Source organism: Streptomyces angustmyceticus (assembly GCF_019933235.1).
GTDB classification, from domain to species: Bacteria; Actinomycetota; Actinomycetes; order Streptomycetales; family Streptomycetaceae; genus Streptomyces; species Streptomyces angustmyceticus.
In genome coordinates this window covers 6,639,540-6,666,009 of record NZ_CP082945.1, presented here as the reverse complement: position 1 = coordinate 6,666,009, position 26,470 = coordinate 6,639,540, and the positions used below count along the sequence as shown (strand labels likewise).

The window sequence follows — 26,470 nt, the reverse complement described above, 5'->3', positions numbered from 1 at the left end:
CCGGCAGGGCGAACCCGTATACCGTACGGCCACGGCGCACGAGCGCGATCGATGATCGGACAAGGAGACGACCGGTGGTCAGCAAAGATCAGCGGCGGCGGCAGCTCGCCCGCGAGAAGTACGAGCGTCAGCAGCAACGGCGGTCCGTGGCCCAGCAGAAGGCCAAACGCCGCAACATGATCATCGCGTCCGTGGTGGCCGTCGCACTGGCCGCCGGCGCCGCCGTCTACGTCTCCGCCGGCCTCGCGGGCGGCAGCGACCAGGAGGACCGGGCCGCGGCCCCGACGCCGTCCAGGGCACCGGACCCGTGCGAGCGGCCCGCGAAGGGCGGCCCGTCGAAGAAGACCTGGCCCAAGGAGCCGGCGATGGCGATCGACACCTCCGCCCCCTACACCGCGAAGCTGACGACGACCTGCGGCACCATCGGCATCAAGCTGGACGCCGGCAAGGCTCCGCATACGGTCAACTCCTTCGCCTTCCTGGCCGGCCAGGGCTACTTCGACCACAGCAGGTGCCACCGCCTCGTCACCGACCAGGGCCTGTACGTCCTGCAGTGCGGCGACCCGAAGGGCACCGGCCGCGGCACCCCCGGCTACACGATCCCGGACGAGAACCTCAAGGACCCGCGGCTCAAGGGCGGCGTCTACCCTGCGGGCACCGTCGCGATGGCGAACCGCTACGACGGGACGCACGAGAAGACCCGCGACTCCGGCGGCAGCCAGTTCTTCCTCGTCTACCGGGACAGCAAGCTGCCGCCGAACTACACACCGTTCGGCACGATCACGGGCGGTATGGACGTACTGCGAAAGATCGCCAAGGCCGGTGCGGCGACCGACCCGCAGACCGGCAACAGCGCGCCCAACGCCACCGTCGTGATCGACAAGGCGTCGGTGCGGAAGTCCTGACCGGCCGGGCGACCTGGGGCGGTGCGCCGGCGCCGCCCCGTGCGAACCACGGAATTTCGTCGTGCTGGATGCGGACAGCGGACGGCCGGTCGCCTAGATTGGCGTTGGGTAGGGTGCCTGCTCCGACGGCTGCCACCCTCACCCGCGATTCAGCCCGTCGGACCGGCCAGGGCGCGGCTCTGCCGGACAGAAACTGTGGACGATGCCGGGGGGCCGCACGCCCCCGTCGGCATCATGTGGAGGAGGCGCTGTGAGCAGCGACCCATGGGGCCGCGTCGATGAGACGGGGACCGTGTACGTGCGTACCGCCGACGGCGAGCAGGTCGTCGGATCGTGGCAGGCGGGAACTCCCGAGGAGGCCCTCGCCTACTTCGAGCGCAAGTATGAGGGCCTGGTCGTCGAGATCGGCCTCCTCGAGCGCCGGGTCAAGACCACCGACCTGTCGGCGAAGGACGCGACGACCGCGATCGATCATCTGCGCACCCAGGTCGACGAACACCATGCGGTGGGCGACCTGGAAGCGCTGCGCAAGCGGCTGGACAAGCTCGTCGAGGCCGTCGAGTCCCGCCGCGAGGAGCGCAAGGCGCAGAAGGCCAGGCAGCACGACGAGGCCCGGCAGGCCAAGGAGAAGCTGGTCGCCGAGGCGGAGGAGCTGGCGGCCAGCGAGCAGTGGCGGGTGGCCGGCGAGCGGCTGCGCGCGCTGGTCGACACCTGGAAGGGCCTGCCGCGGCTCGACCGCAAGGCGGACGACGAGCTGTGGCACCGCTTCTCGCACGCCCGCTCGGCGTTCTCCAAGCGCCGCAAGGCGCACTTCGCGTCGCTGGACGCCCAGCGCGAGGAGTCCCGCAAGGCGAAGGAGAAGCTGGTCGCCGAGGCCGAGTCGCTGTCGCGGTCGACGGACTGGGGGGCCACCTCGGCCCGCTACCGCGAGCTGATGGCCGACTGGAAGGCCGCGGGCCGCGCCCAGCGCGAGCACGAGGACGACCTGTGGAACCGCTTCCGCGGCGCCCAGGACATCTTCTTCCAGGCGCGCGGCGAGGTCTTCGCGGAGCGGGACGCCGAGCAGCGGGAGAACCTGACCCGCAAGGAGGAGCTGGCCGTCGAGGCCGAGAAGCTGCTCCCCGTCTCGGACCTGAAGGCCGCGCGGTCGGCCTTCCGCTCGATCAACGAGCGGTGGGAGGCCATCGGCCACGTCCCGCGGGACGCCCGCCCGAAGATCGAGGGCCGGATGCACGCCGTCGAGCGCGCCATCCAGGAGGCCGAGGAGAGCGAGTGGCGGCGTACGAACCCCGAGGCGCGGGCCCGTGCCGCGGGGCTCACCGGCCAGCTCCAGGACGCGGTCGACAAGCTGGAGAAGCAGATCGAGACGGCCCGGGCCGCGGGCAACAACGCCAAGGCCGACAAGCTCGGCCGCGAGCTGGAGGGCCGCAAGGCGCTGCTGGACCAGGCGCTCAAGGGCCTGGAGGAGTTCGGCGGCTGATCGTCTGACCCGAGAAGGGGCCCCGGTACCGCGTACCGGGGCCCCTTCTCGTATGCGCCGCTACGGCCGCCGGGCCGACGTCACGCGGTACACGTCGTAGACGCCCTCCACGCTCCGTACGGCCTTCAGGACGTGCCCCAGGTGCTTGGGGTCGCCCATCTCGAAGGTGAAGCGGGAGGTGGCCACGCGGTCGCGGGAGGTCTGGACGGCGGCCGACAGGATGTTGACGTGCTGGTCGGACAGGATGCGGGTGACGTCCGACAGCAGGCGGGAGCGGTCCAGCGCCTCGACCTGGATGGCGACCAGGAAGACCGAGGACTGGGTGGGCGCCCACTCGACGTCCAGGATCCGCTCCGGCTGCCGGGACAGCGAGTCGACGTTGACGCAGTCCGCGCGGTGCACCGAGACCCCGTTGCCGCGGGTGACGAAACCGATGATGGGGTCGCCCGGCACCGGCGTACAGCAGCGGGCCAGCTTGACCCACACATCGTCGACGCCCTTGACGACCACACCGGGATCGGCGCTGGAACGGCGCTTGGAGCGCGGCCGGATCGGCGTCGACTCGGCGATGTCCTCGGTGGCCTCGTCCTGGCCGCCGAGCGCCTGCACCAGCTTCTGGACGACGCCCTGGGCGGCGACATGGCCCTCGCCGATGGCGGCGTAGAGCGAGGAGATGTCGGGGTAGCGCATCTCGTGCGCCAGGGTCACCAGCGAGTCGCCGGTCAGGATCCGCTGGATCGGCAGGTTCTGCTTGCGCATGGCGCGCGCGATGGCGTCCTTGCCCTGCTCGATGGCCTCGTCGCGGCGCTCCTTGGAGAACCAGCCGCGGATCTTGTTGCGGGCGCGGGGGGACTTGACGAAGCCGAGCCAGTCGCGGGACGGCCCGGCGCCCGTGGCCTTGGAGGTGAAGACCTCCACCAAGTCGCCGTTGTCCAGGGTCGATTCGAGCGGGACGAGGCGCCCGTTGACGCGTGCCCCTATCGTGCGGTGGCCGACCTCGGTGTGCACCGCGTACGCGAAGTCGACGGGGGTGGCACCGGCCGGCAGCGCTATCACGTCGCCCTTGGGCGTGAAGACGAAGACTTCGTTGCGGGAGAGGTCGAAGCGCAGCGACTCCAGGAACTCGCCCGGGTCCTCGGTCTCCTTCTGCCAGTCGAGCAACTGCCGCAGCCAGGCCATGTCGTTGACGGTGTCCTGGCTCTTGCCGGCGTTCTTCGGCACATCCGTACGGATCTTGGAGGCACCGGCGACCGCCTCCTGCTTGTACTTCCAGTGCGCGGCGATGCCGTACTCGGCGCGGCGGTGCATGTCGAAGGTGCGGATCTGCAGCTCGACGGGCTTGCCGCTGGGGCCGATCACCGTCGTGTGCAGCGACTGGTACATGTTGAACTTGGGCATCGCGATGTAGTCCTTGAACCGGCCGGGGACCGGGTTCCACCGCGCGTGGATGGTGCCGAGGGCGGCATAGCAGTCGCGGACGGTGTCGACGAGGACGCGGATGCCCACCAGGTCGTAGATCTCGGCGAAGTCGCGGCCGCGCACGATCATCTTCTGGTAGACGCTGTAGTAGTGCTTCGGGCGGCCGGTCACGGTGGCCTTGATACGGGCGGAGCGCAGGTCGGCCTGGACCTCGTCGGTCACTATGGCCAGGTACTCGTCGCGCTTGGGCGCCCGCTCGGCGACGAGCCGGACGATCTCGTCGTACATCTTGGGGTAGAGGATCGCGAAGGCGAGGTCCTCCAGCTCCCACTTGATGGTGTTCATGCCCAGGCGGTGGGCGAGCGGAGCGTAGATCTCCAGCGTCTCGCGGGCCTTCTTCTCCTGCTTCTCCCGCTTGAGGTAGCGCATGGTGCGCATGTTGTGCAGCCGGTCGGCGAGCTTGATGACCAGGACGCGCGGGTCCTTGGCCATCGCGACGACCATCTTGCGCACCGTCTCGGCCTGCGCGGCCTCGCCGAACTTGACCCGGTCGAGCTTGGTGACGCCGTCGACCAGCAGCGCGACCTGGTCGCCGAAGTCGCCCCGCAGGGTGTCCAGGCCGTACTCGGTGTCCTCGACGGTGTCGTGCAGCAGGCCGGCCATCAGCGTCGCCGGGTCCATGCCCAGCTCGGCGAGGATCGTGGTCACCGCGAGCGGGTGGGTGATGTACGGGTCGCCGCTCTTGCGCTTCTGGCCGCGGTGCCAGCGCTCGGCGACCTGATAGGCCCGCTCGATCTGGCGCAGCGTCCCGGTCTCGATCTTGGGGTCGTTGCCGCGGACGGCCCGCAGCAGCGGCTCCAGGACCGGGTTGTACGGGCTGGAGCGCTGGACGCCCAGCCGGGCGAGGCGGGCACGGACCCGGTTGGGTGATCCGGAGCGGCCGGCGGGGGCGGGCGCCGGCGGCTTGGGCGGCGCGGGCTGGTCGGCCTTGGCCGGCGGCTTGGGCGCACGGGACGGCTGCGGCGACGAGGCGGGCCCCGGCTGCGGCGCGGTACGCCGTTCGGCGGGGGTCCGGGACGCGGCGGACCCGCCGGCCAGCGGCCGGGGCGCGGCGGCGCCGTCGGACGCGCCCTGCCGCTCCGGCTGGGGCGCGTCGGAGGACGCCGCGTTCACCGGCTTCGGCTCGTCCGGGCGCGCGGCGTCGGATCCCGCCGGACGCAGTCCGGGGGAGAGCGGCTGGGCCTCGTCTGGCAAGAGCACTCCTCAGGCGGTTCCGGACCCCAGCACCTCGAACGGGCCGGGGTGCCATGGTATCGACCTCGGGGCCGCCGCTCCCCCGCGGCCGCCGTTCCGTACATGACACAGCAGCAGGGGCACCCGGATTCTTCCGGATGCCCCTGTTTGCTCGGTGGTGCGGTGCGCCTACGGCTCAGACCGTGATCAGGGCCTCCAGCGGAGCGCCCTTCAGGCCCGGCTCCAGCCGCTCCCGCCCGGCCAGGAAGCCCAGCTCCAGCAGGACCGCCACACCCGCGACCTCCGCGCCCGCGCGGCGGATCAGCTGCAGCGCGGCGTCGGCGGTGCCGCCGGTGGCGAGGACGTCGTCGATCACCAGCACCCGCTCGCCCGGGGCCAGCGCGTCGGCGTGGATCTCGATCTCGGCGGTGCCGTACTCCAGCTCGTACCCCTGCCGCAGCGTCGCGCGGGGCAGCTTGCCCGCCTTGCGCACGGGGACGAAACCGACGCCGGCCCGCAGCGCCACCGGGGCGGCGAGGATGAAGCCGCGGGCCTCCAGGCCGACGACCTTGTCGACCCGGTAGCGCGCGCACAGGTCCGTGAACGCCTCGGTCAGCGCGCCGAAGGCGGCCGGGTCGTCCAGCAGCGGGGTGATGTCCTTGAACACCACTCCCGGCTGCGGGTGGTCCGGTACGTCCGCGATCCGGCTGAGCAGCAGCGCGCGCAGGTCGGCCGAGGCGATCATCGGCGCTTGCCCGACGGGCGGCCGCGTCCGCGGTTGCGGGAGGCGGGCTGCCGGCGCGGGCCGACGACCGCGGTGCCGTCGTCGTCCTCCGCGTCCACCGTGTCCGCCGCGCCGTCCTGCGCGTCCTCCTGGCCCTCGCCCTTGGCGGCGGCCGCGGCGCGCTTCGCCTTGACCCGCTTGGCCAGGGCCTTCATCTGCGGCTCGCGCTCCTTGAGATCGGCGACCAGCGGGGTCGCGATGAAGATCGAGGAGTACGCACCGGCGGCGAGACCGACGAACAGGGCCAGCGAGATGTCGTTGAGCATGCCCGCGCCCAGGACACCGCCGCCGACGAACAGCAGACCGGCGACCGGGAGCAGCGCCACGACGGTGGTGTTGATGGAGCGCACCAGGGTGCCGTTGATGCTGCGGTTGGCGACCTCGCCGTAGGTGAAGCGGGTCTGCTTGGTGATGTCCTTGGAGGCTTCCTTGAGGCTGTCGAAGACGACGACCGTGTCGTAGAGGGAGTAACCGAGGATCGTCAGCAGACCGATGACCGTGCCGGGCGTGACCTCGAAGCCGACCAGGGCGTAGATGCCGACCGTGATCGTCAGGTCGTGGATCAGCGCGATCAGGGCGGCGACCGCCATCCGCCACTCGAAGGCGATGGCGAGGTAGAGCACCACCAGCACCATGAAGATGCCCAGGCCCAGCCACGCCTTGTTGGCGATCTGCTCGCCCCAGCTCGGGCCGACCAGCTGGGTGTTGACGTCCTTCACCGGGACGTTCAGGTCCTTGGCGAGCTCTTCCTGGACCGACACCGACTGCTTGGTGTCCAGACCGCTGATCTGGATGCGCAGCGCGCTGCCACCGAGCTTCTGCACCACGGCCTGATGGCCGCCGGACGCCGCCTCGGCCTTGTGCTGCGCCTCGGAGGTGGACACGGAGGTCTTCGGGGTGGTGAAGACCGCGCCGCCGGAGAACTCGATGCCCATGTTCAGGCCGCGCACCCCGAGACCGACGATGGCCACGATGGTGATGAGGATCGAGAGGCCGTACCAGATCTTCCGCTTGCCGATGAAGTCGTAGCCGACCTCGCCGCGGTAGAGCCGGGCGCCGATGTTTCCGAGCTTGGACATCTCACGCCTCCTTCGTGGTGGGGGCGGCGCCGCGACGACGGCGCAGCGGCGGCTTGGCGCCCAGGCGCTTGGGGTCGAGACCGGACCAGGAGTGTCCTTCGGAGAAGAACTTCCGGCGGGCCAGCAGCGTCATCAGGGGCTTGGTGAAGAGGAAGACCACGACGACGTCGAGGACGGTGGTCAGGCCGAGCGTGAAGGCGAAGCCCTGCACCTTGCCGACGGTGACGATGAAGAGCACCGCGGCGGCCAGGAACGACACGAAGTCGGAGACCAGGATCGTGCGGCGGGCCCGGGGCCAGCCGCGCTCGACGGCCGGGCGCAGGGTGCGTCCCTCGCGGATCTCGTCCCGGATGCGTTCGAAGTAGACGATGAACGAGTCGGCGGTGATACCGATGGCGACGATGGCGCCGCAGACCGCCGGGAGGTTCAGCGCGAACCCGATGGCCGGGCCCAGCAACGTCATGATCGTGTACGTCAGGACCGCCGAGACGCCGAGGCTCGCCAGCGCGACGAGCGCCAGTCCCCGGTAGTAGGCGACGAGGTAGATGACGACCAGCGCGAGACCGATGGCACCGGCGATCAGACCGGCGTGCAGCTGCTCGCCGCCGAGCGCCGCAGTGACCGTGGTCTCGTCGTCGATCTTGAAGGAGAGCGGCAGGGCACCGTAGGAGAGCATGTTGCCCAGGTCCTCGGCGGACTGCTGGGTGAAGCCGCCGGAGATGGTGGCGTTGCCGCCGTTGAGCCGCTCGCTGACGCGCGGGTCGGAGACCACCGCGCCGTCCAGGACGATCGCGAACTGGTTCTGCGGCTGCGCCTTGGTGGCGAGCTTGCCGGTGACGTCCGCGAACTTCTTGCCGCCCTCGGACGTGAAGTCCATCTGGACGATCCAGCCCTGGCCCTGCTGGCTGTCGAAGACGGCCTTGGCGCTGCTGACGTCCGTGCCCTCGACGCCGACCGGGCCGAGCACGTACTTCTGGCTGCCGTCCTCCTTGCAGGCCACGATCGGGTCGGACGGCTTGGTGTTGGCGGCCTTCTCACCGGCGGCGGCGCGGCTCTTCTTGCTGGAGCAGTCCAGCGCGTTGAGCTGCTTCTGGAGGGCCGGCGGGATGTCCGCGCCGCCCGGGGGCGTCGGCACCGGGGGCGTGGAGGGCTTGGCCGGGCCGGAAGGGGTGGGCTTGGCGGACGGCGCCTTCTTCAGCGAGTCCGTCACCGCGCGGCCCTGGGTCGTCGGCTTGGACGACGGGGAGGACGAGGCGTTCTGCTGGGTGCCCGGCGTGTTCTTCGCCTGGTCACCGGTGGCCTTGTCGCCCTTGCCCTTGCCGTTCGTGCCGCCCTTGGAGGGGCTGGGCTTGGGCTCGGGGGTCTTGGTGCCCGCGGTGGTGGTCAGCACCGGCCGGAAGCCGAGCTGGGCGGTGGTGCCGACCTGCTGGCGGGCCTGCTTCGCGTCCGTCCCCTTGGGGATGTTCACGATGATGTGGTTGCTGCCCTGCGTCTGGACCTCGGACTCGGTCACACCGAGGCCGTTGACCCGCCGCTCCATGATGCCGGCGGCGGTGTTCATGTTGGTCTCGTTGATCGCGTTGGGCTTGCCCGGCTGGTTCTGGGCCGCCAGCGTGAAGCTGGTGCCGCCGGCCAGGTCGATGCCCAGTCGCGGCGTCAGCGTGCCGGAGTAGAACATCCCTCCGATCAGCCCCGCCATGGCGATCAGGACCAGGATCAGGGTGCGGCCCGGATGTCCCTGGCTCGCGGGCGCCCTGCGGCCCTTCTTCGGTGCTGCCACCTTCTCGTATCTCCCTGTCCAACCCCTCGGCCAGGGAGACCGGCCGAGGGGCCACGAAGTCTTGTGGGGACGTGCCCCCGCCGGAGCCTAGACCGTCCCGGAACCGCGGCGCACGACTCACCACGTGTGCTCCGCGGTTCCGTGGGGCGGACTACTTCGCTTCGTCGTCGCCGGACTTCTTGTCGTCCTTGGCGGTGTCCGCGTCGGCCTTGACGGTGTCCTTGGCGTCGCCGGCGGCCTCGGTGTCCTTGGCCTCGGCGGCGGGCTTGTCCCCGGCGGGCTCGTCGGCCGGGGTCTCGGCCTTGCCCAGGTCGATCTTGTCACCCTTTCCGGTGGCCTCGCCGGCGGTCAGCGAAGAGGCGTCGTCCGGAACGACCGGCTCGTCGGCGTGCAGCGGGTCGGCACCGTCCAGGATGCGGTTGTACTCCTCGTCCGCGATCACCGCGCCGATGGCGTTCTTGGCGTAGATGGCGTGCACGCCGGGGGCGACCTCGAGAAGGACGGTCTCGTCGTGGACCTCCTTGACGGTGGCGTACATGCCGCCGATCGTCCGGACGCCGGTGCCGGCCTGCATTTCGTTGCGCATCTCCGCGGCGGCCTGCTGCTTCTTCTTGGCGGACCGCGTCATCAGGAACATGGCGCCGATGAGGACGATGAAGGGGAGGAGAGTCACGATATTCACGGGACGGAAATCCTTCGCACGACCGCGGATGCGCGATCTCATATACGGGGGTGGGAATGCCGCCCATACGAACGGCATCGGCGGAGTCTAGGCGAGTCCCCACCAGTGGAACAACGCACAGCATCCCACCGCAGTTCCTGAGCGGGCGAGTCCCCGCGCCGTCACGCCCCGAACAAGCCCTGCTGTCCGCTCGCGCCCGCCTGCTGCTGCGGCGGCACCAGCCCCAGATGCGCCCACGCCGCCGGTGTCGCGATCCGGCCCCGGGGCGTCCTGGCCAGCAGCCCTTCCCGTACGAGAAAGGGCTCGGCGACCTCCTCGACGGTCTCGCGCTCCTCCCCCACCGCGACGGCGAGGGTGGACAGGCCCACCGGGCCGCCGCCGAACAGCTTGAGCAGGGCCGTGAGCACGGCGCGGTCGAGGCGGTCCAGGCCGCGGGCGTCGACCTCGTAGACCCCGAGGGCCTGGGAGGCGACCTCGCGGGTGATCAGGCCGTCGGCCTTGACCTGGGCGTAGTCGCGGACGCGGCGCAGCAGGCGGTTGGCGATACGGGGGGTGCCGCGCGAGCGGCCGGCGATCTCGGCGGCGCCCTCGGGTTCTATCTCGACGTCCAGCAGCCCGGCCGAGCGGTGGATGACCCGCTCCAGCTCGGCGGGGGCGTAGAACTCCATATGAGCGGTGAAGCCGAAGCGGTCGCGCAGCGGGGGCGGCAGCAGACCGGCCCTGGTCGTGGCCCCGACCAGGGTGAACGGGGGGAGTTCGAGCGGGATGGCGGTGGCTCCCGGGCCCTTGCCGACGATCACGTCGACGCGGAAGTCCTCCATCGCCATGTAGAGCATCTCCTCGGCGGGCCGGGACATCCGGTGGATCTCGTCGAGGAAGAGGACCTCGCCCTCCTGGAGGGAGGAGAGGATCGCGGCGAGGTCACCGGCGTGCTGGATGGCGGGGCCCGAGGTGATCCGGATCGGGGCGCCCATCTCGGCGGCGATGATCATCGAGAGGGTCGTCTTGCCGAGACCCGGCGCCCCAGAGAGCAGGACGTGATCGGCGGTGGCGCCGCGGGCACGGGCCGCGCGCAGCACCAGGTCGAGCTGTTCGCGCACCCGCTCCTGGCCGACGAACTCCTCGAGGTCCTTGGGCCGCAGCGCGGCCTCGACGGCGGTGTCCTCGCCGTCCGCGTCGGCGCCGACCAGCCGGTCGGGCGCGCCCGGGGCGTCCTCGGCGGTGTGCGGTGCGGTGTCGTCCCAGTTCACTGCGGATTGCCTCGCGGGGTCGGGGCGGCCGGGCCGCCTGCGTGGTCGTACGGTCGGGGGCGCGCGGCCCGTCCGGCGGCGGTCATCGCGTCCGGTTCAGGGTCTGCAGGGCCGCCTTGAGCAGCTGCGGCACCTGGGGCGCGGCGCCCTCGGCGGCGGCCGCCTCGGCCTGCGGGGCCACCGCGGCGACCGCCTCGTCCGCCTCGCGGGTGGCGTAGCCGAGGCCGATCAGGGCGGCGTGCAGCTGGTCGCGCCAGCCGGCCGTGACGGCGCTGCCGACGCCCGCGCGGCCGCTGCCCACCGGCTCCCCGAGCCGGTCCTTGAGCTCCAGCAGCAGCTTCTGCGCGCCCTTCTTGCCGATGCCGGGGACGGCGGTGAGGGTCTTCTCGTCGCCGCTGGAGACGGCGAGGCGCAGGGTGTCCGGGGAGTGCACGGCCAGCATCGCCTGGGCGAGGCGGGGGCCGACGCCGCTGGCGGTCTGCAGCAGTTCGAAGGTCTGGCGCTCGTCGTCGTCGGCGAAGCCGTAGAGGGTGAGCGAGTCCTCGCGGACGACGAGGGAGGTGGCGAGCTTGGCCGGCTGTCCGACGCGCAGCGCCGACAGGGTGTTCGGCGTGCACTGGACGGCCATGCCGACACCGCCGACCTCGACGACGGCGGTGTCCGGGGCGAGGGCCGCGACCGGCCCGGAGACGAAGGCGATCATCGGGTGCCCTTCTGGGGAGCCGCCCGGCGCGGGGCGGCGGACGGGACGGTGGCGGGAGCGGCGCGGCGGGCCGCGGCATGCGCCTGCTGGAGGCGGTTGACCGCGGGGGCGCGCCAGATGTGGCAGATGGCGAGGGCCAGGGCGTCGGCGGCGTCGGCGGGCTTGGGCGGGGCGTCGAGCCGCAGCAGGCGCGTGACCATCGCGCCCACCTGGGCTTTGTCGGCCCGGCCCGATCCGGTGACGGCCGCCTTGACCTCGCTGGGGGTGTGCAGCGCGACCGGCAGTCCGCGCCGCGCCGCGCACAGCATGGCGACCGCGCTGGCCTGGGCGGTGCCCATGACCGTACGGACGTTGTGCTGGCTGAAGACGCGCTCCACGGCGACGTACTCCGGGCGGTACTCGTCGAGCCAGGCGTCTATCCCGCGCTCGATCTCGACGAGACGGTGCGCGATGTCGGCGTCGGCGGGCGTGCGGACGACGCCGACACCGACCATCGTCAGCGGGCGCCCCGCGACCCCGTCGACCACGCCGACACCGCAGCGCGTCAGCCCCGGGTCCACCCCCAGCACCTTCATCGGTCCCCGCCCCTCGCACACTCGCCCGGCTGTTCCTGCTTGTGGGGCGGATGCCCCCTGATCAGCACAGTAACGGCTGCCACTGACAAACCGACGGGCCGACGGGGTGTGTCCCCGTCGGCCCGTCAGTCGACCGAGCGTGCCGCGCCTGTCAGGCGTCGACCTTGGCCATCACATCGTCCGAGACATCGAAGTTGGCGAAGACGTTCTGCACGTCGTCGCTGTCCTCCAGCGCGTCGATCAGCTTGAAGATCTTGCGCGCGCCCTCTTCCTCCAGCTCGACCTGCATGGTCGGGACGAAGTTGGCGTCGGCCGAGTCGTAGTCGATCCCGGACTCCTGGAGGGCACTGCGGACCGCGACCAGGTCGGTGGCCTCGCTGAGCACCTCGAAGGACTCACCGAGGTCGTTGACCTCCTCGGCGCCGGCGTCCAGCACCGCGCCCAGGACGTCGTCCTCGGTCAGCTCACCCTTGGGGACGATCACCACACCCTTGCGGTTGAACAGGTACGACACCGAACCCGGGTCGGCCATCGAACCGCCGTTGCGGGTCATGGCGACACGGACGTCCGAGGCGGCGCGGTTGCGGTTGTCGGTGAGGCACTCGATGAGCACCGCGACACCGTTGGGGCCGTAGCCCTCGTACATGATGGTCTCGTAGTCGGCGCCGCCGGCCTCGAGACCCGCGCCGCGCTTGACCGCGGAGTCGATGTTCTTGTTGGGCACCGAGCTCTTCTTGGCCTTCTGGATGGCGTCGAAGAGCGTGGGGTTACCGTCCGGGTCGGCGCCGCCGGTACGGGCCGCGACCTCGATGTTCTTGATCAGCTTCGCGAAGAGCTTGCCGCGCTTGGCATCGATCACGGCCTTCTTGTGCTTCGTCGTAGCCCATTTAGAGTGGCCGGACATCCGCCTGTCTCCTTCGCGTCACCAACATCTGAAACGAACACCTCAGATCCTACCGGGGCCGGATCACACGGTGTTACTCCCGCCCGTCACCCGGCCACCGCCCCGAAGTGCCCCCTCAGGCGCGCCGCACCATGTCCACGAACAGGGCGTGGACCCGGTGGTCGCCGGTGAGCTCCGGGTGGAAGGACGTGGCGAGGACGTTACCCTGCCGCACGGCCACGGTGTGTCCGTCGTACGTGGCCAGGACCTCGACCGCGCCGCCGACCGACTCGACCCAGGGCGCCCGGATGAAGACGCCCTCGACCGGTCCGCCGGCGATCCCGGCGACGTCGACGGCCGCCTCGAACGACTCGTTCTGCCGCCCGAAGGCGTTACGGCGCACGATCATGTCGATGCCGCCGAGCGTCTCCTGGTCCTCACGGGCGTCCAGCAGCTTGTCCGCGACCATGATCATGCCGGCGCAGGTGCCGTAGACCGGCTTGCCCGCGCGGACGAAGGCGCGCAGCGGCTCCAGCATGCCGAAGACGACGGCCAGCTTGGACATCGTGGTGGACTCGCCACCCGGGATGACCAGGCCGTCGATCTCGTCCAGTTCCTCGGGACGGCGGACCGGCCGGGCCAGGGCGTCCGCCTCGGCGAGCGCGGTGAGGTGCTCGCGGACGTCGCCCTGGAGGGCCAGCACACCGATGGTGGGGGTGCTCATCTGCCGTCCTACCAGCCGCGGTTGGCGTAGCGCTCGGCCTCGGGCAGGGTGTCGCAGTTGATGCCGACCATGGCCTCGCCCAGGTTGCGGGAGACGTCCGCGATGACCTTCGGGTCGTCGTAGAAGGTGGTGGCCTTCACGATCGCGGCGGCGCGCTTGGCGGGGTCGCCGGACTTGAAGATGCCGGAGCCGACGAAGACGCCCTCGGCACCGAGCTGGCGCATCAGCGCGGCGTCGGCCGGGGTGGCGACGCCACCGGCGGAGAACAGCACGACCGGCAGCTTGCCGAGCTCGGCGACCTCCTTGACCAGCTCGTACGGCGCGCGCAGCTCCTTGGCGGCGGCGAACAGCTCGTTGTTGTCACAGCCGCGCAGCTTGGCGATCTCGCCCTTGATCTGGCGCAGGTGGCGGACCGCCTCGACGACGTTGCCGGTGCCGGCCTCGCCCTTGGAGCGGATCATCGCGGCGCCCTCGGCGATCCGGCGCAGCGCCTCGCCCAGGTTGGTGGCACCGCAGACGAAGGGGGTGGTGAACGCCCACTTGTCGGAGTGGTTGACCTCGTCGGCCGGGGTGAGGACCTCGGACTCGTCGATGTAGTCGACACCGAGCGACTGCAGGACCTGGGCCTCGACGAAGTGGCCGATGCGGGACTTGGCCATGACCGGGATGGAGACGGCGTCGATGATGCCGTCGATCATGTCCGGGTCCGACATCCGGGCCACGCCGCCGTCCTTGCGGATGTCGGCGGGGACCCGCTCCAGGGCCATGACGGCGACGGCGCCCGCGTCCTCGGCGATCTTCGCCTCTTCCGGCGTGACGACGTCCATGATCACGCCGCCCTTGAGCTGCTCGGCCATACCGCGCTTGACGCGCGCGGTTCCGGTCTCGGGGGTCTGGGGCGTGGTGGGCGTGCTGGACACGTGTGACCTCACTCAATGCGGGTGGCTGTACTGCTGCGCCCACACAACCCTCAGCGAGCGGCCCGGGAAAAGGGCCAATTGCAAGGCAGTGGCTCGTCACCACGCGGAGTCACCGCTTCCGGCACGCCTCGCGGCCCCCGCCGGCTCAGTTCCCGGCCGACCGGTCGTCCAGCACGGCCGGCGGCTCGTCGTCCATCTCGAAGGCCAGCGGGAAGGGCGCGTGACCGGCCAGCCGCAGATAGCGCACCACCCGGTGGCGGCGCACGGCACGGGCCGCCCGTACGGCGTCGTTGTGGAACCGCCGCGCCATCGGGACCCGCCGCACCGCCGCGGTGAGCTCGGTGACCGTCCGCTCACCGCCCGGTGCCTCCCGTACGGCCTCCAGCTGGTCCTCCTCCGCGAAAATCGCCCGCAGTGCCTGGCTCAGCTCGCTCTCCGCCACCTCGCGGTGGTCCTCCGCCGCCTGCCGCGCCTCGTGCGCGGCCTGGTAGAGGACGATCGACGCCGCCGGATCCAGCACCCCCGACGTCCCCACCTCCTGCGCGACGGAAGCCCGCCGCAACAACTGGGCGTCGAGGGCCGCCCTGGCCGCGTCGATACGAGCGTGCAAGCGGTCGAGGCGCCCGGCCGTCCAGCTCAGGTAGATACCGATGAGGACGATCGCGACGGCGATCCAGATGAACGTGGTCACGGCGCCTCACGATACGCGGCTACGCCGCGTTAGTTTCCCTGGTCTTCGGCTTTTCGCTGCGCTTGGCTTCTTGCCCACGTTTTTGGCTTTCCCCGCCGTGGGGGTTGCTCGCCGTGTTTCGCCCCGCTGCGCGGGTGCGCCCGGCGTTGCTCCCCCACTGCCTAAAGGGCGTGGGAGGTACCCCCAGCGGCGGCCGGGTCCGCTGCGCGGGGCTGTCGGGGTGCGGTGACGGGCCTGCGCGGGTGGGGGTGTCCGGACTGCTTCGCTTTACGTCCGGACACCCCCACCCGCTCCGACCCGTCCCCTCCCGTGGGTGGGTGGAAAGAAGGCCGGTGGGGGTGGACCTCAGTGGTCCGGCGTGCGTTGTGGACGTGGAGAAGGTGCGCATTGTGGACGTGGGGAAACGGTCGTGGGCATCGGGAAATGACCACGGCGCAGGGAATTGGCTGTGATCGACGCCCGCCCCCACCCACCTGTACTCACTCTCCCCACGGGAGGTGACGGGCCGGAGGGGCGGGTGTGTGGGGCTTTGCTTCCGAAGGCTTCGAAAAAGAGCAAAGGCGGAGCGCAGCGGAGCGTAAAGCGAAGCAGTCCCACACACCCGCCCCGCAGGCCCGTCACCGCACCCACAGCCCCGCGCAGCGGACCCCGCCCGCCGCTGGGGGTACCTCCCACGCCCTTAAGGCAGTGGGGGAGCAACGGCGAGAAACCCCCACGGCGGGAAAGCCAAAAACGTGGGAAAGAAGCCAAGCGCAGCGAACCGGCGGGAAAGACAAAAGCGTGGGTCAATCCTTGGCGAGCCAACGCCGGGCCCGTAGGCCCACCCTCTCGTCAGTGGCCACGGACGCCGCCCCGGTGGTGACGGTCTCGTAGACGGCGAGAATGTCGGCCCCCACGGTCGACCAGTCGAACCGCCGCACATGACGCGCCCCGCGTCCCCGCAGCTCCGCGAGCCGCGCCGGGTCACCGAGAAGTCGTACGGCCGCAGCGGCGAGCGCCTCGGCGTCCTCGTTGGTGAACAGCTCGCCCGCCTCGCCCTGGTCGAGGACCTGGGCGAAGGCGTCGAGGTCGCTGGCGAGCACGGGCGCCCCGGCGGACATCGCCTCGACGAGGATGATGCCGAAGGACTCGCCGCCGGTGTTGGGCGCGACGTAGACGTCGACGCTGCGCAGCAGCCTGGCCTTGTCCTCGTCGCTGACCATGCCGAGGAACTCGACGCGCGAGCGCAGCTCGGCGGGGAGTGCGGCGACGGCCTCCTCCTCGTCGCCGCGGCCGGCGACGAGGAGCCGGGCGTCGGGGACCGCGGCCAGGATCGTGGGGAGCGCCTTCATCAGGACCGGAAGGCCCTTGCGCGGTTCGTCGATGCGGCCGATGAAGCCGATGGTCCTGCCCTGCCACTCGGCCTTCGGCTCGGCGGAGCCGAAGAAGTCGACGTCGACGCCGTTGGGGATGACCACCGCGTCGCCGCCGAGGTGTTCGACGAGGGTGCGGCGGGCGTATTCGCTGACCGCGATGCGGGCGCTGATCTTCTCCAGCGCGGGCTGCAGGATCGGGTAGGCGGCGATCATCGCCCGCGAGCGCGGGTTGGAGGTGTGGAAGGTCGCCACGATCGGGCCCTGCGCCGCCCAGCAGGCGAGCAGGCCGAGGGAGGGCGAGGCCGGTTCGTGGATGTGGATGACGTCGAAGGCGCCGTGCTGGAGCCAGCGGCGCACCCGGGCCGCGGAGAGGAAGCCGAAGTTGAGCCGGGCGACCGAGCCGTTGTACGGGACGGGGACGGCGCGGCCGGCGGAGACGACGTACGGCGGCAGGGGCGTCTCGTCGTCGGCGGGGGCGAGGACGGAGACGTCGTGGCCGAGGCGGATCAGGTGGTCGGCCAGGTCGCGGATGTGGAACTGCACGCCGCCGGGGACGTCCCAGGCGTACGGGCAGACGATGCCGATCTTCACGCCGTCTCCGTTCCGGAGGCCGCGGCGTTGCCCGGGGCGCCGGGCTCCTCGCGCGGCTCCAGGTCGGCGAGCCAGAGCCGCTGCAGCATGTGCCAGTCCTCGGGGTGGTCGGCGATGCCGGAGGCGAAGGCGTCGGCGAGCGCCTGGGTCATCTGGGCAGCCTTCTCGGCGCGGGTGCCGGTCTGCGGGGCCTCGATCTCCGGGTGGACCCGGCCGCGCATGACGTCGGTGTCGTCGTACCAGAGCGTGACGGGCAGCAGCATGGCGCCGGTCTGGAGGGCGAGTACCGCGGGGCCGGCCGGCATCTTCGTCGCCTCCCCGAAGAACTTGACCTCTATCCCGGAGGCGGACAGATCGCGGTCGGCCACCAGGGCGACCAGGCCGCCGGCCCGCAGCCGCCGGGCGAGCGTGCCGAAGGCGGAGCCGCCGGTGTGCGGCAGCACCTCCATGCCCAGACCTTCACGGTAGGCCACGAAGCGGTCGTAGAGGGACTCCGGCTTGAGGCGCTGGGCGACGGTGGTGAAGGGGACACCGAGCTTGGTGGTGACCCAGGCGCCGGCGAGGTCGTAGTTGCCCATGTGCGGCAGGGCGAGGATGACGCCGCGGTCGCTGTCGAGCCCGTCCTCCAGGTGGTGCACGTCCTCGGGCGTGAAGCCGTTCCTTATCCGCTCCTTGCTCCAGGCCGGCAGCCGGAAGGACTCCATCCAGTAGCGCATGTAGGAACGCATCCCGGCCCGGGAGAGCGCGGCGAGCCGCTGCGGGCCGGCGTCCGGGACGACCCGGGCGAGGTTCGCCTCCAGCCGCAGGACGCCCTTGCCGCGGCGCTTCCAGACCGTGTCGGCGATCCGGCGGCCGAGTCCGGTGGCCACGCCCTCGGGCAGCTTCTTGACGGTGCTCCAGCCCAGCGCGTAGAGCGCGTCCGACACTTTGTCGGTGTCGAACCGCGGCCGGCGGGTCGTGCGTGGACTCATGCGCCTGTTCCCCCTTGTGCCATGGCGTCGGCCTCGGCCGACTCCCGTCGTACCGTCACCACACGCTGGCCGAGGGTGACGGCGCTGCCGATCGCGACGAGCCACAGGGCGATCGGCAGCAGGATCTCGACGCCGGGTACCCCGAAGGCGTGCAGGCCCGACAGCCCGCAGGCCACCAGCGTGATGACCAGCCGCTCGGCGCGCTCCACCAGGCCGTTGACGTTCACCGGCAGCCCGATGGCCTCGCCGCGCGCCTTGGTGTACGAGACCACCTGGCCGCTGGCCAGGCAGAAGATCGCCATCGCGCAGAGCAGCAGGCTGTCGCCGCGCCCCGCGTACCAGAGGGCGAGCCCGCCGAAGATCGCCGAGTCGGCGACCCGGTCGAGGGTGGAGTCGAGAAAGGCCCCCCAGCGGCTGGAGCGTCCCAGCTGCCGCGCCATGTTTCCGTCGACCAGGTCGGAGAAGACGAACAGGGTGATGACCACCGTGCCCCAGAAGAACTCGCCCAGCGGGTAGAAGACCAGGGCGCCGGCCACCACGCCTCCGGTCCCGACGAGGGTGACCGCGTCCGGGCTGACGCCGAGACGGATGAGCAGGGCGGCGAACGGCGTGAGAACACGCGTGAAGAACGCACGCGCGTACTTGTTCAGCATGGCCTTCCCGGAGGTCGATACGGGCCGCGAGGTCAAGGGGCCACCGGCTGGCCCATCGTAGCCAGGAGGTCTCGGGCCACCACGAACGCATCGCGGCGCAGGGCGCATCCCACGGCTCCAGGGCCGCGCCGCGCGCCCGTGGACGCCTCCACGGGCCCCGTTCCGGGACCCTTGGGAGGACAGGTCCGATGTGCCACGTATGGACGCATCATGACCTCGGTGGAAAGCTCGAATCACCGCAAAGTGTCGACCTGGAGGCGAGACACATGAGCGAGAAAACGAGTACACACCCGGGAGCCGCCGGCAGGGCATCAACGGCCGGCCAGCCCACGGCCCTGCGGAATGTGGTGCTGGTCGGCCACTCCGGATCGGGGAAGACCACCCTGGTCGAGGCCCTCGCGCTGGCATCCGGCGCGGTCAACCGGGCGGGCCGGGTCGAGGACGGCGGCTGTCTGTCGGACTACGACGAGATCGAGCACCGCCAGCAACGCTCCGTACAGCTCTCCCTGGTCCCGGTGGACTGGGGCGGAGTCAGGATCAATCTCCTGGACACCCCCGGATACGCCGATTTCGTCGGGGAACTCAGGGCCGGTCTGCGCGCCGCGGACGCGGCCCTTTTCGTTGTCTCGGCGGCCGACGGCGTGGCCGGCGCGACCCGGATGGTGTGGGACGAGTGCGCGGCCGTCGGCATGCCGCGCGCGCTGGTCGTCACGCACCTGGAGGCGTCCCGCTCCGACTTCGACGAGATGACCGAGCTGTGCCGGGCCTCGTTCGGCGGCGAGGACCCGGACGCCGTGGTGCCCCTCTACCTCCCGCTGTACGGGACACCGGGCGCCGACGGCCACGCCCCCGTGCACGGCCTGATCGGCCTGCTCACCGGGCGGGTCTTCGACTACTCCTCCGGCGAGCGCACCGAGCGCGCGCCGACCGGCGACGAGCTGCCGCGGATCGAGGCGGCCCGCGCCCGCCTCATCGAGGCCGTGATCGCCGAGAGCGAGGACGAGTCCTTGATGGACCGCTACCTCGGCGGCGAGGAGATCGACGTCAAGACCCTCATCGGGGACCTGGAGACGGCGGTCGCCCGGGGCACCTTCCACCCCGTGCTGGCCGCGGCCCCGGCCGCCGAGGGCGCCAGGCAGGGGCTGGGCACGGTGGAGCTGCTGGAGCTGATCAGCGGCGGCTTCCCGACTCCCGCGGAACGCGAGGCACCCGCCGTGACCAGCCCGGACGGCGCCCCGCGCCCCGCGCTGAGGTGCGACCCCGACGGCCCGCTGGCGGCCGAGGTGGTCAAGACCTCCTCCGACCCGTACGTCGGCCGGATCTCCCTGGTACGCGTCTTCTCCGGCACCCTGCGCCCGGACGAGACGGTGCACGTCTCCGGCCACGGCCTGGAGGACCGCGGGCACGAGGACCATGACGTCGACGAGCGGGTCGGCGCGCTGTCCACCCCGTTCGGCAAGCAGCAGCGCCCGCTGCCGCAGGCCGTCGCGGGCGATCTGGCCTGTGTGGCGAAGCTGACCCGCGCCGAGACCGGCGACACCCTGTCCGGCAAGGACGACCCGCTGCTGATGGAGCCCTGGACGATGCCCGACCCGCTGCTGCCGGTCGCCATCCGGGCCCACAGCAAGGCCGACGAGGACAAGCTGTCGCAGGGCCTGGCCCGCCTGGTCGCGGAGGATCCGACGATGCGCCTGGAGCACAACCAGGACACCCACCAGGTGGTCCTGTGGTGCCTGGGCGAGGCCCATGTCGATGTCGCGCTGGAGCGGCTGCGGGCCCGCTACGGCGTCCAGGTCGACACGGTCGCGCACAAGGTGCCGCTGCGGGAGACCTTCGGCGGTCCCGCCGCGGGTCGCGGCCGCCATGTGAAGCAGTCCGGCGGCCACGGCCAGTTCGCGATCTGCGAGATCGAGGTCGATCCGCTGCCGGGCGGCTCCGGCATCGAGTTCGTGGACAAGGTCGTGGGCGGCGCGGTGCCGCGGCAGTTCATCCCGTCCGTGGAGAAGGGGGTGCGCGCCCAGGCCGAGCGCGGGGTCGCCGCCGGGCATCCGCTCGTCGACATCCGCGTCACGCTGCTCGACGGCAAGGCGCACTCCGTCGACTCCTCGGACGCCGCGTTCCAGACGGCGGGCGCGCTGGCGCTGCGCGAGGCCGCCGGCGAGGTCCGGATCGAACTGCTCGAACCGGTGTCCGAGGTGAGCGTGATGGTTCCGGACGATTTCGTCGGCCAGGTGATGAGCGATCTGTCGGGGCGCCGCGGCCGGGTCGTGGGCACCGAGCAGTCGGGGGCGGGGCGCACCGTGGTGCGCGCCGAGGTGCCCGAGCTGGAGATCGACCGGTACGCCGTCGACCTGCGCTCCCTCTCGCACGGCACCGGCCGGTTCTCCCGCGTCCACCTGCGGCATGAGCCGATGCCGCCCCAACTCGCCGACAAGTGGCGGGAACAGGCCGAGAACGGCGCATAGTCAACGGCCCGTCAGCCCTGCGGGTGGCCGCTGTCCGGCTCAACTCCCCTGAGCCGGGCGGCGGCTGTACGCTGAGCACCTGCCGGGGGGGGCGGGGGCCGACGGCAGGACGAGAGGTCAGGGGCTCGAACACAGGCTCTCAGCAGGTGTGCCGTCGGCGGAAGTCGGGAAGAGCCGCATCATCGGATGCGTACGGTGTGGGGGCGGTAGTGGCAGACGGCTTTGACTTCAGTCCCGGGGCGCAGGTCCCGTTGTCGGGGAGTGCCGGGCAGACGGCGGCGACCCAGGCGCTGGCCTCGGCCGCCTACCGGGACAGCCCGCTCGCCGACATCTCCAAGGCAGACTCCGAGTCCGGCAAGTCCGACATCAAGAAGCCCAAGCTGTCGCTGTTCGCGCCCAATCTCGGCGAGGCGTTCTCGCGCGCCGTGCAGGTGCGGATGCTGGGCGGCGGCCGCGCCGCGCTCATCCAGTCCTTCGGGACCGAGCCGCAGACCATCGTCGAGCACTGCCTGTCCGCCACCCGCGTCCGCAAGCAGCGGGACGCCAAGCTGACGGTGCTGATGGTGCTGTTCGGGGTGCTGTTCCTGCCGGGTGTGCTGCTGTGGCTGGGCGTCTTCCAGCTGCGCAAGATGCTCTCCAAGGACGGGGCGGGCAGCGGGCTGTCGATGCTCGGCGGGCTGCTGCTGACGGTCCTGGCCGGTGTCGGCGTGTTCTTCATGATCAAGCTGCCGCTGAACGGCTTCTGGCCGATGTACGCCCGCGCCATGATGGTCGCCCCGGTGATCGGCTGGTGGCTGGCCAAGCAGATCTGCGAGAAGACCGCGGTGGCCATGCGGGAGTCCTGGAAGGGGCTGCTGGAGGGCGGCGGGGTCGCCGCGAAGATCCCCGAGGCGGTGCCGCAGGACCCGAACCAGATCGCCGCCGAGACCCTCCGGCAGAACCTCGCCAAGATCTCCGCCGAGCAGAGCAGCAACGTCGTCTTCTACGCCGGCCCCAAGGGCATACTCGGCATGGGTACGCGCTGGGGCAGCTGGCAGCTGGCCGAGGAGCTGATCCCGGCGCAGGAAGGCAGCGAGATCCACCCGTTCCGCAGCTGGGACGTGATCCGGGCGATCCACGACAAGCTGCGGCTGCTGGAGCGCAGCCCGCTGCACACCGGCGGGTTCCCCACCCCCTCCGTGCGCCACTGGATCGTCTCGCCGGTCGGCGAGAAGGCCGCCGCCGTCACCCGCCCCGAGGGCTCCCATGTGGAGGCGTACCAGATCCGCGGGCACGAGATAGAGCGGATCTGCAACGAGCAGCAGTTCGGCAGCGGCAACCGCCACTACCTCGGGGTGCAGTTCGTGCTGTGGGACGGCCAGTTGGTGATCACGCTGATGATCACCGTCACGGTGCTGCACGAGACCCTGCGCATCGAGGTGACCGGTCACGCCCTCGGTCCGGTCAACGGCCTGTTCACGACCAAGCCGGAGCCCAAGACCAAGGACGTCGCCAAGGTCGTCAAGTTCTGGGAGACCCGGACCCAGCACCTCCCGCTCATCGAGCCGCAGGAGGTGGTCCGGCTCGCCGCGCGCGCCCCGCTGACCTGGTTCCCGCCGGTGCTGGACTTCCTCGGCGGGAAGCTGACCCTCCCCGAGCCGTTCGGCCTGCGGCACGTCTGGGCGGACAAGCCCTGGCGCCACCGCTTCATGGCCGATGACGCGCTGCGCGCCGCGACCCCGGTGCTGCGCACCGTCCACGCCGCCGCGATGAGCGTGCTCAAGGAGAACGGCGTGGACACCGAGCGCTTCACCAACCGTTCCCTGGTCCTCAGCGGCATGATCCAGGGCGTGGAGCCGCAGAAGGCGGACGAGTACAACGCCTAGGAGGCGCCGGCCCCGCCGGCCCACGGAACAGGAGCCCGGCACCCCTCGGGCGCCGGGCTGCCTAGCGGAAGACGCCCGTGTGCCCCAGGGAGTAGCGCCCCGGCTGCGGGTAGACCGCCAGCCCGTGCGGGCCCTGGCCGACGGGGATCTTGGCCAGGGTCCTGCCGGTACGGGTGTCCAGCGCGTAGACCTCGGAGTTGTAGCGGCCGGAGAGCCACAGCACCTTGCCGTCGGTGGACAGGCCGCCCATGTCGGGGCTGCCGCCGCCGCGGATGCGCCACTTGCCGATGAGCGCGCCGGTCCGGAAGTCGAGGCGGGAGATGGTGCCTTCGCCGCGGTTGGAGACGTACAGGTAGCGGGAGTCGCGGCTGACGTAGAGGCCGTGGGCGCCCTTGCCGGTCGGCAGGAGCTTGGGCCGGTCGAAGGTGTCGCCGTTGAGGATCCAGATGCCGTCGGCCATCATGTCGGCGACGTACCAGGTCCTGCCGTCCGGGGAGATCTTCACGTCCTGCGGCATGGCGCCCTCGAACGGCAGCTTCTCCTGGCCGATGACCTTCATCTTCTCGGTGTCGACCTTGAGCAGCTCACCGGAGAACTCGCAGGAGACGATGAAGTACCGCCCGTCCGGCGAGAAGTCGGCGTGGTTGACGCCGCCGCAGTTGACCGGCAGGGTCTTGCGGACCTCCATGGTGTGCGGGTCGCGGAAGACCAGCTGCCGGTCCATCGAGGCCATCACGATGGCGTACTTCCCGTTGGGCGTGAAGTAGAGGTTGTACGGGTCGTGGACCTTGACGGGCTTGCCGACCTTGCCGGTGGCGGGGTCGATGGGGGTGAGGTCGTGGCCCCGGTTGTTGTTGACCCAGAGCGTCTTCAGGTCCCACGACGGCACCACGTGCTGCGGCTGCACCCCCACCCGGAGGGTGTCGATGACCTTGTAGGTCTTCGGGTCGATGACGCTGACCGTGTCGGAGCCGGTGTTGGGGACGTAGACCCGCGAGGGGAAGTCCTTGACCTGCGGCGCCAGCCTGCCGGGCCGGTCGGCCGCGTAGAGGTCGTGCGCGTCCAGCAGCGGCGGCATCCCGGGCAGGCCCGGCCCGGCGGCCTTGACCGGCGCGCGTTCGACCGGCCGCGGGCTCTGCCCGGCCCGTTCGGTGCCCCCGCTGCCACAGCCCGCCGCCACCAGCGCGCAGGCCACGGCGAGCAGCGCGGCCCGGTGGCGCGTGCGCGGACGGGGACGATCGGGGGTACGGTTCCGGTCTGCCATCAGGTCACCAACTCCGTTGTCGTCACCGCGCGCAGACCGCGTCGGCGGAGGCCGTCGAGGATCGGGGGCAGGGCCGCCACCGTGCCGGCGTGCCCGAGGTGGAGGCTCACGACCGAACCCGGCCGGACCGCGTCCAGGACCGTGCGCCGGACGGCCGGCGCTCCGGGGTCGTTCGCGTCGAGGGAGTCCACGTCGTAGGACAGGACGTGCGGATAGCCGGCCTTGCGGGCCAGGCCGGTCACCAGGTCCGTGGCCCGCCGGGCCTGCGAGGGGCGGAACCAGCTGCCGATGCTTCCGGTGAGGGCCCGCAGCCGGTCGGCGCACCGGCTGATCTCGGCGTAGGCCTCGGCGGCGGGCAGCGCGCAGATGTCGCGGTGGTGCATGGTGTGGTTGCCCAGCTCATGGCCGCCGTCGAGGATCCGGCGGGCCATCGCGGGCTGCTCGTCGAGCCAGTCGCCGACGGCGAGCACGGTGACCCGGGCCCCGGCCCGCTCGGCCTCGCCGAGCAGGGCGGTCGCCATCTTGGGGTCGCCCCTGCCGTGGAAGGTCAGCGCGACCGCGCGGCCGTTCCGCGGCCCGTGCGCGAACTGCACCGGCAGGCCGGGCACCCGGGTCGGCGGCCCGGCGGTGCGGGCCCGGCCGGGTGGGGTCGGGTCCGCACCGGCCGGGCTCGGGGACCGTACGGCGCGGGCGTCCTCGTCGCGGTGCGGGTCGCAGCCCGACAGCAGCGCACCGGCGGCCGCGGCCGAGGCGGCCGCGCGCAGCACGGCACGGCGATCTGGGGAAGTCACCACCCCATTAGAGGGGCAACTCATCAAAATGAGGGCGATATGCCCGATTCACCCGTGTACGTGTCGCTCCCCCGGGCGGCCCGTACGAGGCCGGGGACGTCCTACGCGGGCCAGGCGTCCGCGAGCATCGCCCGGGTGTCGGCGAGGAGTTGGGGCAGCACCTTGGTGTGGCCGACCACCGGCATGAAGTTGGTGTCACCGCCCCAGCGCGGGACCACGTGCTGGTGGAGGTGCGCCGCGATGCCGGCCCCGGCGACGGTGCCCTGGTTCATCCCGATGTTGAAGCCGTGCGCCCCGGAGGCGGTGCGCAGCGCGGTCATCGCCCGCTTGGTCAGCTCGGCCAGCTCCGCCGTCTCCGGCCCGTCCAGTTCGGTGTAGTCGGCGACGTGCCGGAAGGGGACGACCATGAGGTGGCCGCCGTTGTACGGATAGAGGTTCAGTACCGCGTAGACATGCTCGCCGCGCGCGATGACGAGGCCGTCCTCGTCCGACTTCGCGGGGATCGTGCAGAACGGACAGCCGTCGCCGGCCCCCGGGCCGCTCGGCTTGTTCTCACCCTGGATGTAAGCCATCCGGTGCGGCGTCCACAGGCGCTGGAAGGCGTCCTGCGTCCCGACTCCGATCTGCTGTTCCGGCTCGCTTGTCATACGGGCCAGCATATGGCTTCGCCCATTGGCGCCGTGTCGTTGGGGCGCATACCGCGACCTGCTCCGCGATGCTGAGCCGGTGGACAGGGAGCAGCGGCTGTGGGACTGGGAACAAACCGCCCAGCCCTACCTGCTTGCCGCCTCGCTCCTCTTCCTCACCTCCTACTCGGTCCGGGTCCTGGTCCCCGGCCTCTCCCCCGGCTGGAAGGTCTGGTGGGAGCTGGTCACCCTCGTCACCTGGGGCTTCTTCGTCATCGAATATCTGGCGCGGCTGGCGTTCAGCAACGACCGGCGGCACTTCCTGCGCACCCGCTGGCTGGACCTGATCGTGACCGTCCTGCCCCTGCTGCGGCCGCTGCGGATCGTCGACATGCACGAGCGGATGCAGCGGCGCCGCGACCATCCGCGGCTCGTCCTCGAAGCGCGGGTGATGGCCTACACCGGACTCACCTCGCTGCTGCTGGGCTTCGCGGCCAGTCTGGCCGTCTACCACGACGAACGCCTCGCCCCGGGCGCGAACATCCACACCTTCGGTGACGCGGTGTGGTGGGCCTGCTCGACGCTGACGACGACCGGCTACGGCGATGCCACGCCCGTCACCTCGCGCGGCAGGGTGGTCGCGGTGGCGCTGATGTTCGTCGGGGTGGCGCTGGTCGGAGCGGTGGTGGGCTCCTTCTCCTCCTGGCTGCTGCGCCGCTTCCGGCAGGACGGCGAGTCCGGCTGACTCGGCCCGTCCCGCGGCCCGGCCGGCGGCACGGAA

At 71.4% G+C, this 26,470-nt stretch carries 23 protein-coding genes; 5 read left to right on the top strand and 18 right to left on the bottom strand.

Annotation, left to right across the window (positions count from 1 at the left end; translation table 11 throughout):
* Positions 1-74: 74 nt before the first annotated feature.
* A complete protein-coding gene (locus tag K7396_RS29790) occupies positions 75-905 on the top strand; it encodes a peptidylprolyl isomerase (RefSeq protein WP_086720427.1) in 831 nt (276 codons plus the stop codon).
* Between the two features lie 250 nt (positions 906-1,155).
* Positions 1,156-2,385, top strand: a complete 1,230-nt coding sequence (locus K7396_RS29785) for a DUF349 domain-containing protein (protein WP_086720426.1) — start codon at positions 1,156-1,158, stop codon at positions 2,383-2,385.
* 60 nt (positions 2,386-2,445) lie between these two features.
* On the opposite strand, the gene K7396_RS29780 is transcribed toward K7396_RS29785, so the two are convergent.
* The 15 genes from K7396_RS29780 to pgsA form a co-directional block, all read right to left on the bottom strand.
* Positions 2,446-5,058 (bottom strand): RelA/SpoT family protein, encoded by a 2,613-nt coding sequence (locus K7396_RS29780; protein WP_086720425.1) that lies wholly within the window; start codon positions 5,056-5,058, stop codon positions 2,446-2,448.
* 175 nt (positions 5,059-5,233) lie between these two features.
* Entirely contained in the window at positions 5,234-5,782 is a 549-nt protein-coding gene (locus tag K7396_RS29775) for an adenine phosphoribosyltransferase (RefSeq protein ID WP_086720424.1), read from the bottom strand.
* Positions 5,779-6,900: a protein translocase subunit SecF gene (secF, locus tag K7396_RS29770; RefSeq protein WP_086720423.1), complete on the bottom strand. Its 1,122-nt coding sequence runs from the start codon at positions 6,898-6,900 to the stop codon at positions 5,779-5,781. Before secF ends, K7396_RS29775 begins: the two co-directional genes overlap by 4 nt.
* Position 6,901: 1 nt before the next feature.
* The gene (secD, locus tag K7396_RS29765) at positions 6,902-8,680 is read right to left on the bottom strand and encodes a protein translocase subunit SecD (protein WP_086720422.1); all 1,779 of its coding nucleotides are present in this window, start codon (positions 8,678-8,680) and stop codon (positions 6,902-6,904) included.
* A gap of 151 nt (positions 8,681-8,831) precedes the next feature.
* Positions 8,832-9,362, bottom strand: coding sequence for a preprotein translocase subunit YajC (yajC, locus tag K7396_RS29760; RefSeq protein WP_086720421.1), 531 nt, complete (start codon positions 9,360-9,362; stop codon positions 8,832-8,834).
* 161 nt (positions 9,363-9,523) lie between these two features.
* Positions 9,524-10,612 (bottom strand): Holliday junction branch migration DNA helicase RuvB, encoded by a 1,089-nt coding sequence (ruvB, locus tag K7396_RS29755; protein WP_086720420.1) that lies wholly within the window; start codon positions 10,610-10,612, stop codon positions 9,524-9,526.
* An 82-nt stretch (positions 10,613-10,694) separates the two neighbouring features.
* Entirely contained in the window at positions 10,695-11,315 is a 621-nt protein-coding gene (gene ruvA, locus K7396_RS29750; RefSeq protein ID WP_086720419.1) for a Holliday junction branch migration protein RuvA, read from the bottom strand.
* Positions 11,312-11,890: a crossover junction endodeoxyribonuclease RuvC gene (gene ruvC, locus K7396_RS29745; protein WP_086720418.1), complete on the bottom strand. Its 579-nt coding sequence runs from the start codon at positions 11,888-11,890 to the stop codon at positions 11,312-11,314. The genes ruvA and ruvC overlap by 4 nt, the downstream gene beginning before the upstream one ends.
* Before the next feature lie 151 nt (positions 11,891-12,041).
* The gene (locus tag K7396_RS29740; protein WP_030076370.1) at positions 12,042-12,794 is read right to left on the bottom strand and encodes a YebC/PmpR family DNA-binding transcriptional regulator; all 753 of its coding nucleotides are present in this window, start codon (positions 12,792-12,794) and stop codon (positions 12,042-12,044) included.
* A 115-nt stretch (positions 12,795-12,909) separates the two neighbouring features.
* Positions 12,910-13,497, bottom strand: a complete 588-nt coding sequence (pdxT, locus tag K7396_RS29735; RefSeq protein WP_086720417.1) for a pyridoxal 5'-phosphate synthase glutaminase subunit PdxT — start codon at positions 13,495-13,497, stop codon at positions 12,910-12,912.
* Between the two features lie 8 nt (positions 13,498-13,505).
* Positions 13,506-14,417, bottom strand: coding sequence for a pyridoxal 5'-phosphate synthase lyase subunit PdxS (gene pdxS, locus K7396_RS29730; protein WP_086720416.1), 912 nt, complete (start codon positions 14,415-14,417; stop codon positions 13,506-13,508).
* Between the two features lie 145 nt (positions 14,418-14,562).
* The gene (locus K7396_RS29725) at positions 14,563-15,108 is read right to left on the bottom strand and encodes a LemA family protein (protein WP_086720415.1); all 546 of its coding nucleotides are present in this window, start codon (positions 15,106-15,108) and stop codon (positions 14,563-14,565) included.
* Between the two features lie 785 nt (positions 15,109-15,893).
* Positions 15,894-17,054: a glycosyltransferase family 4 protein gene (locus tag K7396_RS29720; protein WP_086721369.1), complete on the bottom strand. Its 1,161-nt coding sequence runs from the start codon at positions 17,052-17,054 to the stop codon at positions 15,894-15,896.
* Complete coding sequence (locus tag K7396_RS29715) at positions 17,051-18,025, bottom strand: phosphatidylinositol mannoside acyltransferase (protein ID WP_086721368.1); 975 nt, start codon at positions 18,023-18,025, stop codon at positions 17,051-17,053. The genes K7396_RS29720 and K7396_RS29715 overlap by 4 nt, the downstream gene beginning before the upstream one ends.
* Positions 18,022-18,678 (bottom strand): phosphatidylinositol phosphate synthase, encoded by a 657-nt coding sequence (gene pgsA / locus K7396_RS29710; protein ID WP_086721367.1) that lies wholly within the window; start codon positions 18,676-18,678, stop codon positions 18,022-18,024. The genes K7396_RS29715 and pgsA overlap by 4 nt, the downstream gene beginning before the upstream one ends.
* Before the next feature lie 266 nt (positions 18,679-18,944).
* Here pgsA and K7396_RS29705 point away from each other — a divergent pair, with 266 nt between their 5' ends.
* Positions 18,945-21,143, top strand: a complete 2,199-nt coding sequence (locus K7396_RS29705; protein WP_086721366.1) for an elongation factor G-like protein EF-G2 — start codon at positions 18,945-18,947, stop codon at positions 21,141-21,143.
* A gap of 209 nt (positions 21,144-21,352) precedes the next feature.
* The gene (locus K7396_RS29700; protein ID WP_086720936.1) at positions 21,353-23,008 is read left to right on the top strand and encodes a hypothetical protein; all 1,656 of its coding nucleotides are present in this window, start codon (positions 21,353-21,355) and stop codon (positions 23,006-23,008) included.
* A gap of 61 nt (positions 23,009-23,069) precedes the next feature.
* On the opposite strand, the gene K7396_RS29695 is transcribed toward K7396_RS29700, so the two are convergent.
* The 3 genes from K7396_RS29695 to K7396_RS29685 all read right to left on the bottom strand — a co-directional run bounded on the left by K7396_RS29695 (position 23,070) and on the right by K7396_RS29685 (position 25,722).
* A complete protein-coding gene (locus tag K7396_RS29695) occupies positions 23,070-24,272 on the bottom strand; it encodes a YncE family protein (RefSeq protein WP_086720935.1) in 1,203 nt (400 codons plus the stop codon).
* Positions 24,272-25,039 (bottom strand): polysaccharide deacetylase family protein, encoded by a 768-nt coding sequence (locus K7396_RS29690; protein ID WP_398688857.1) that lies wholly within the window; start codon positions 25,037-25,039, stop codon positions 24,272-24,274. The genes K7396_RS29695 and K7396_RS29690 overlap by 1 nt, the downstream gene beginning before the upstream one ends.
* A 125-nt stretch (positions 25,040-25,164) precedes the next feature.
* Positions 25,165-25,722: an HIT family protein gene (locus tag K7396_RS29685; protein WP_086720933.1), complete on the bottom strand. Its 558-nt coding sequence runs from the start codon at positions 25,720-25,722 to the stop codon at positions 25,165-25,167.
* Between the two features lie 67 nt (positions 25,723-25,789).
* Between K7396_RS29685 and K7396_RS29680 the strand changes: the two genes are divergently transcribed.
* Positions 25,790-26,434, top strand: a complete 645-nt coding sequence (locus K7396_RS29680) for a potassium channel family protein (protein ID WP_167392830.1) — start codon at positions 25,790-25,792, stop codon at positions 26,432-26,434.
* Positions 26,435-26,470: the final 36 nt, after the last annotated feature.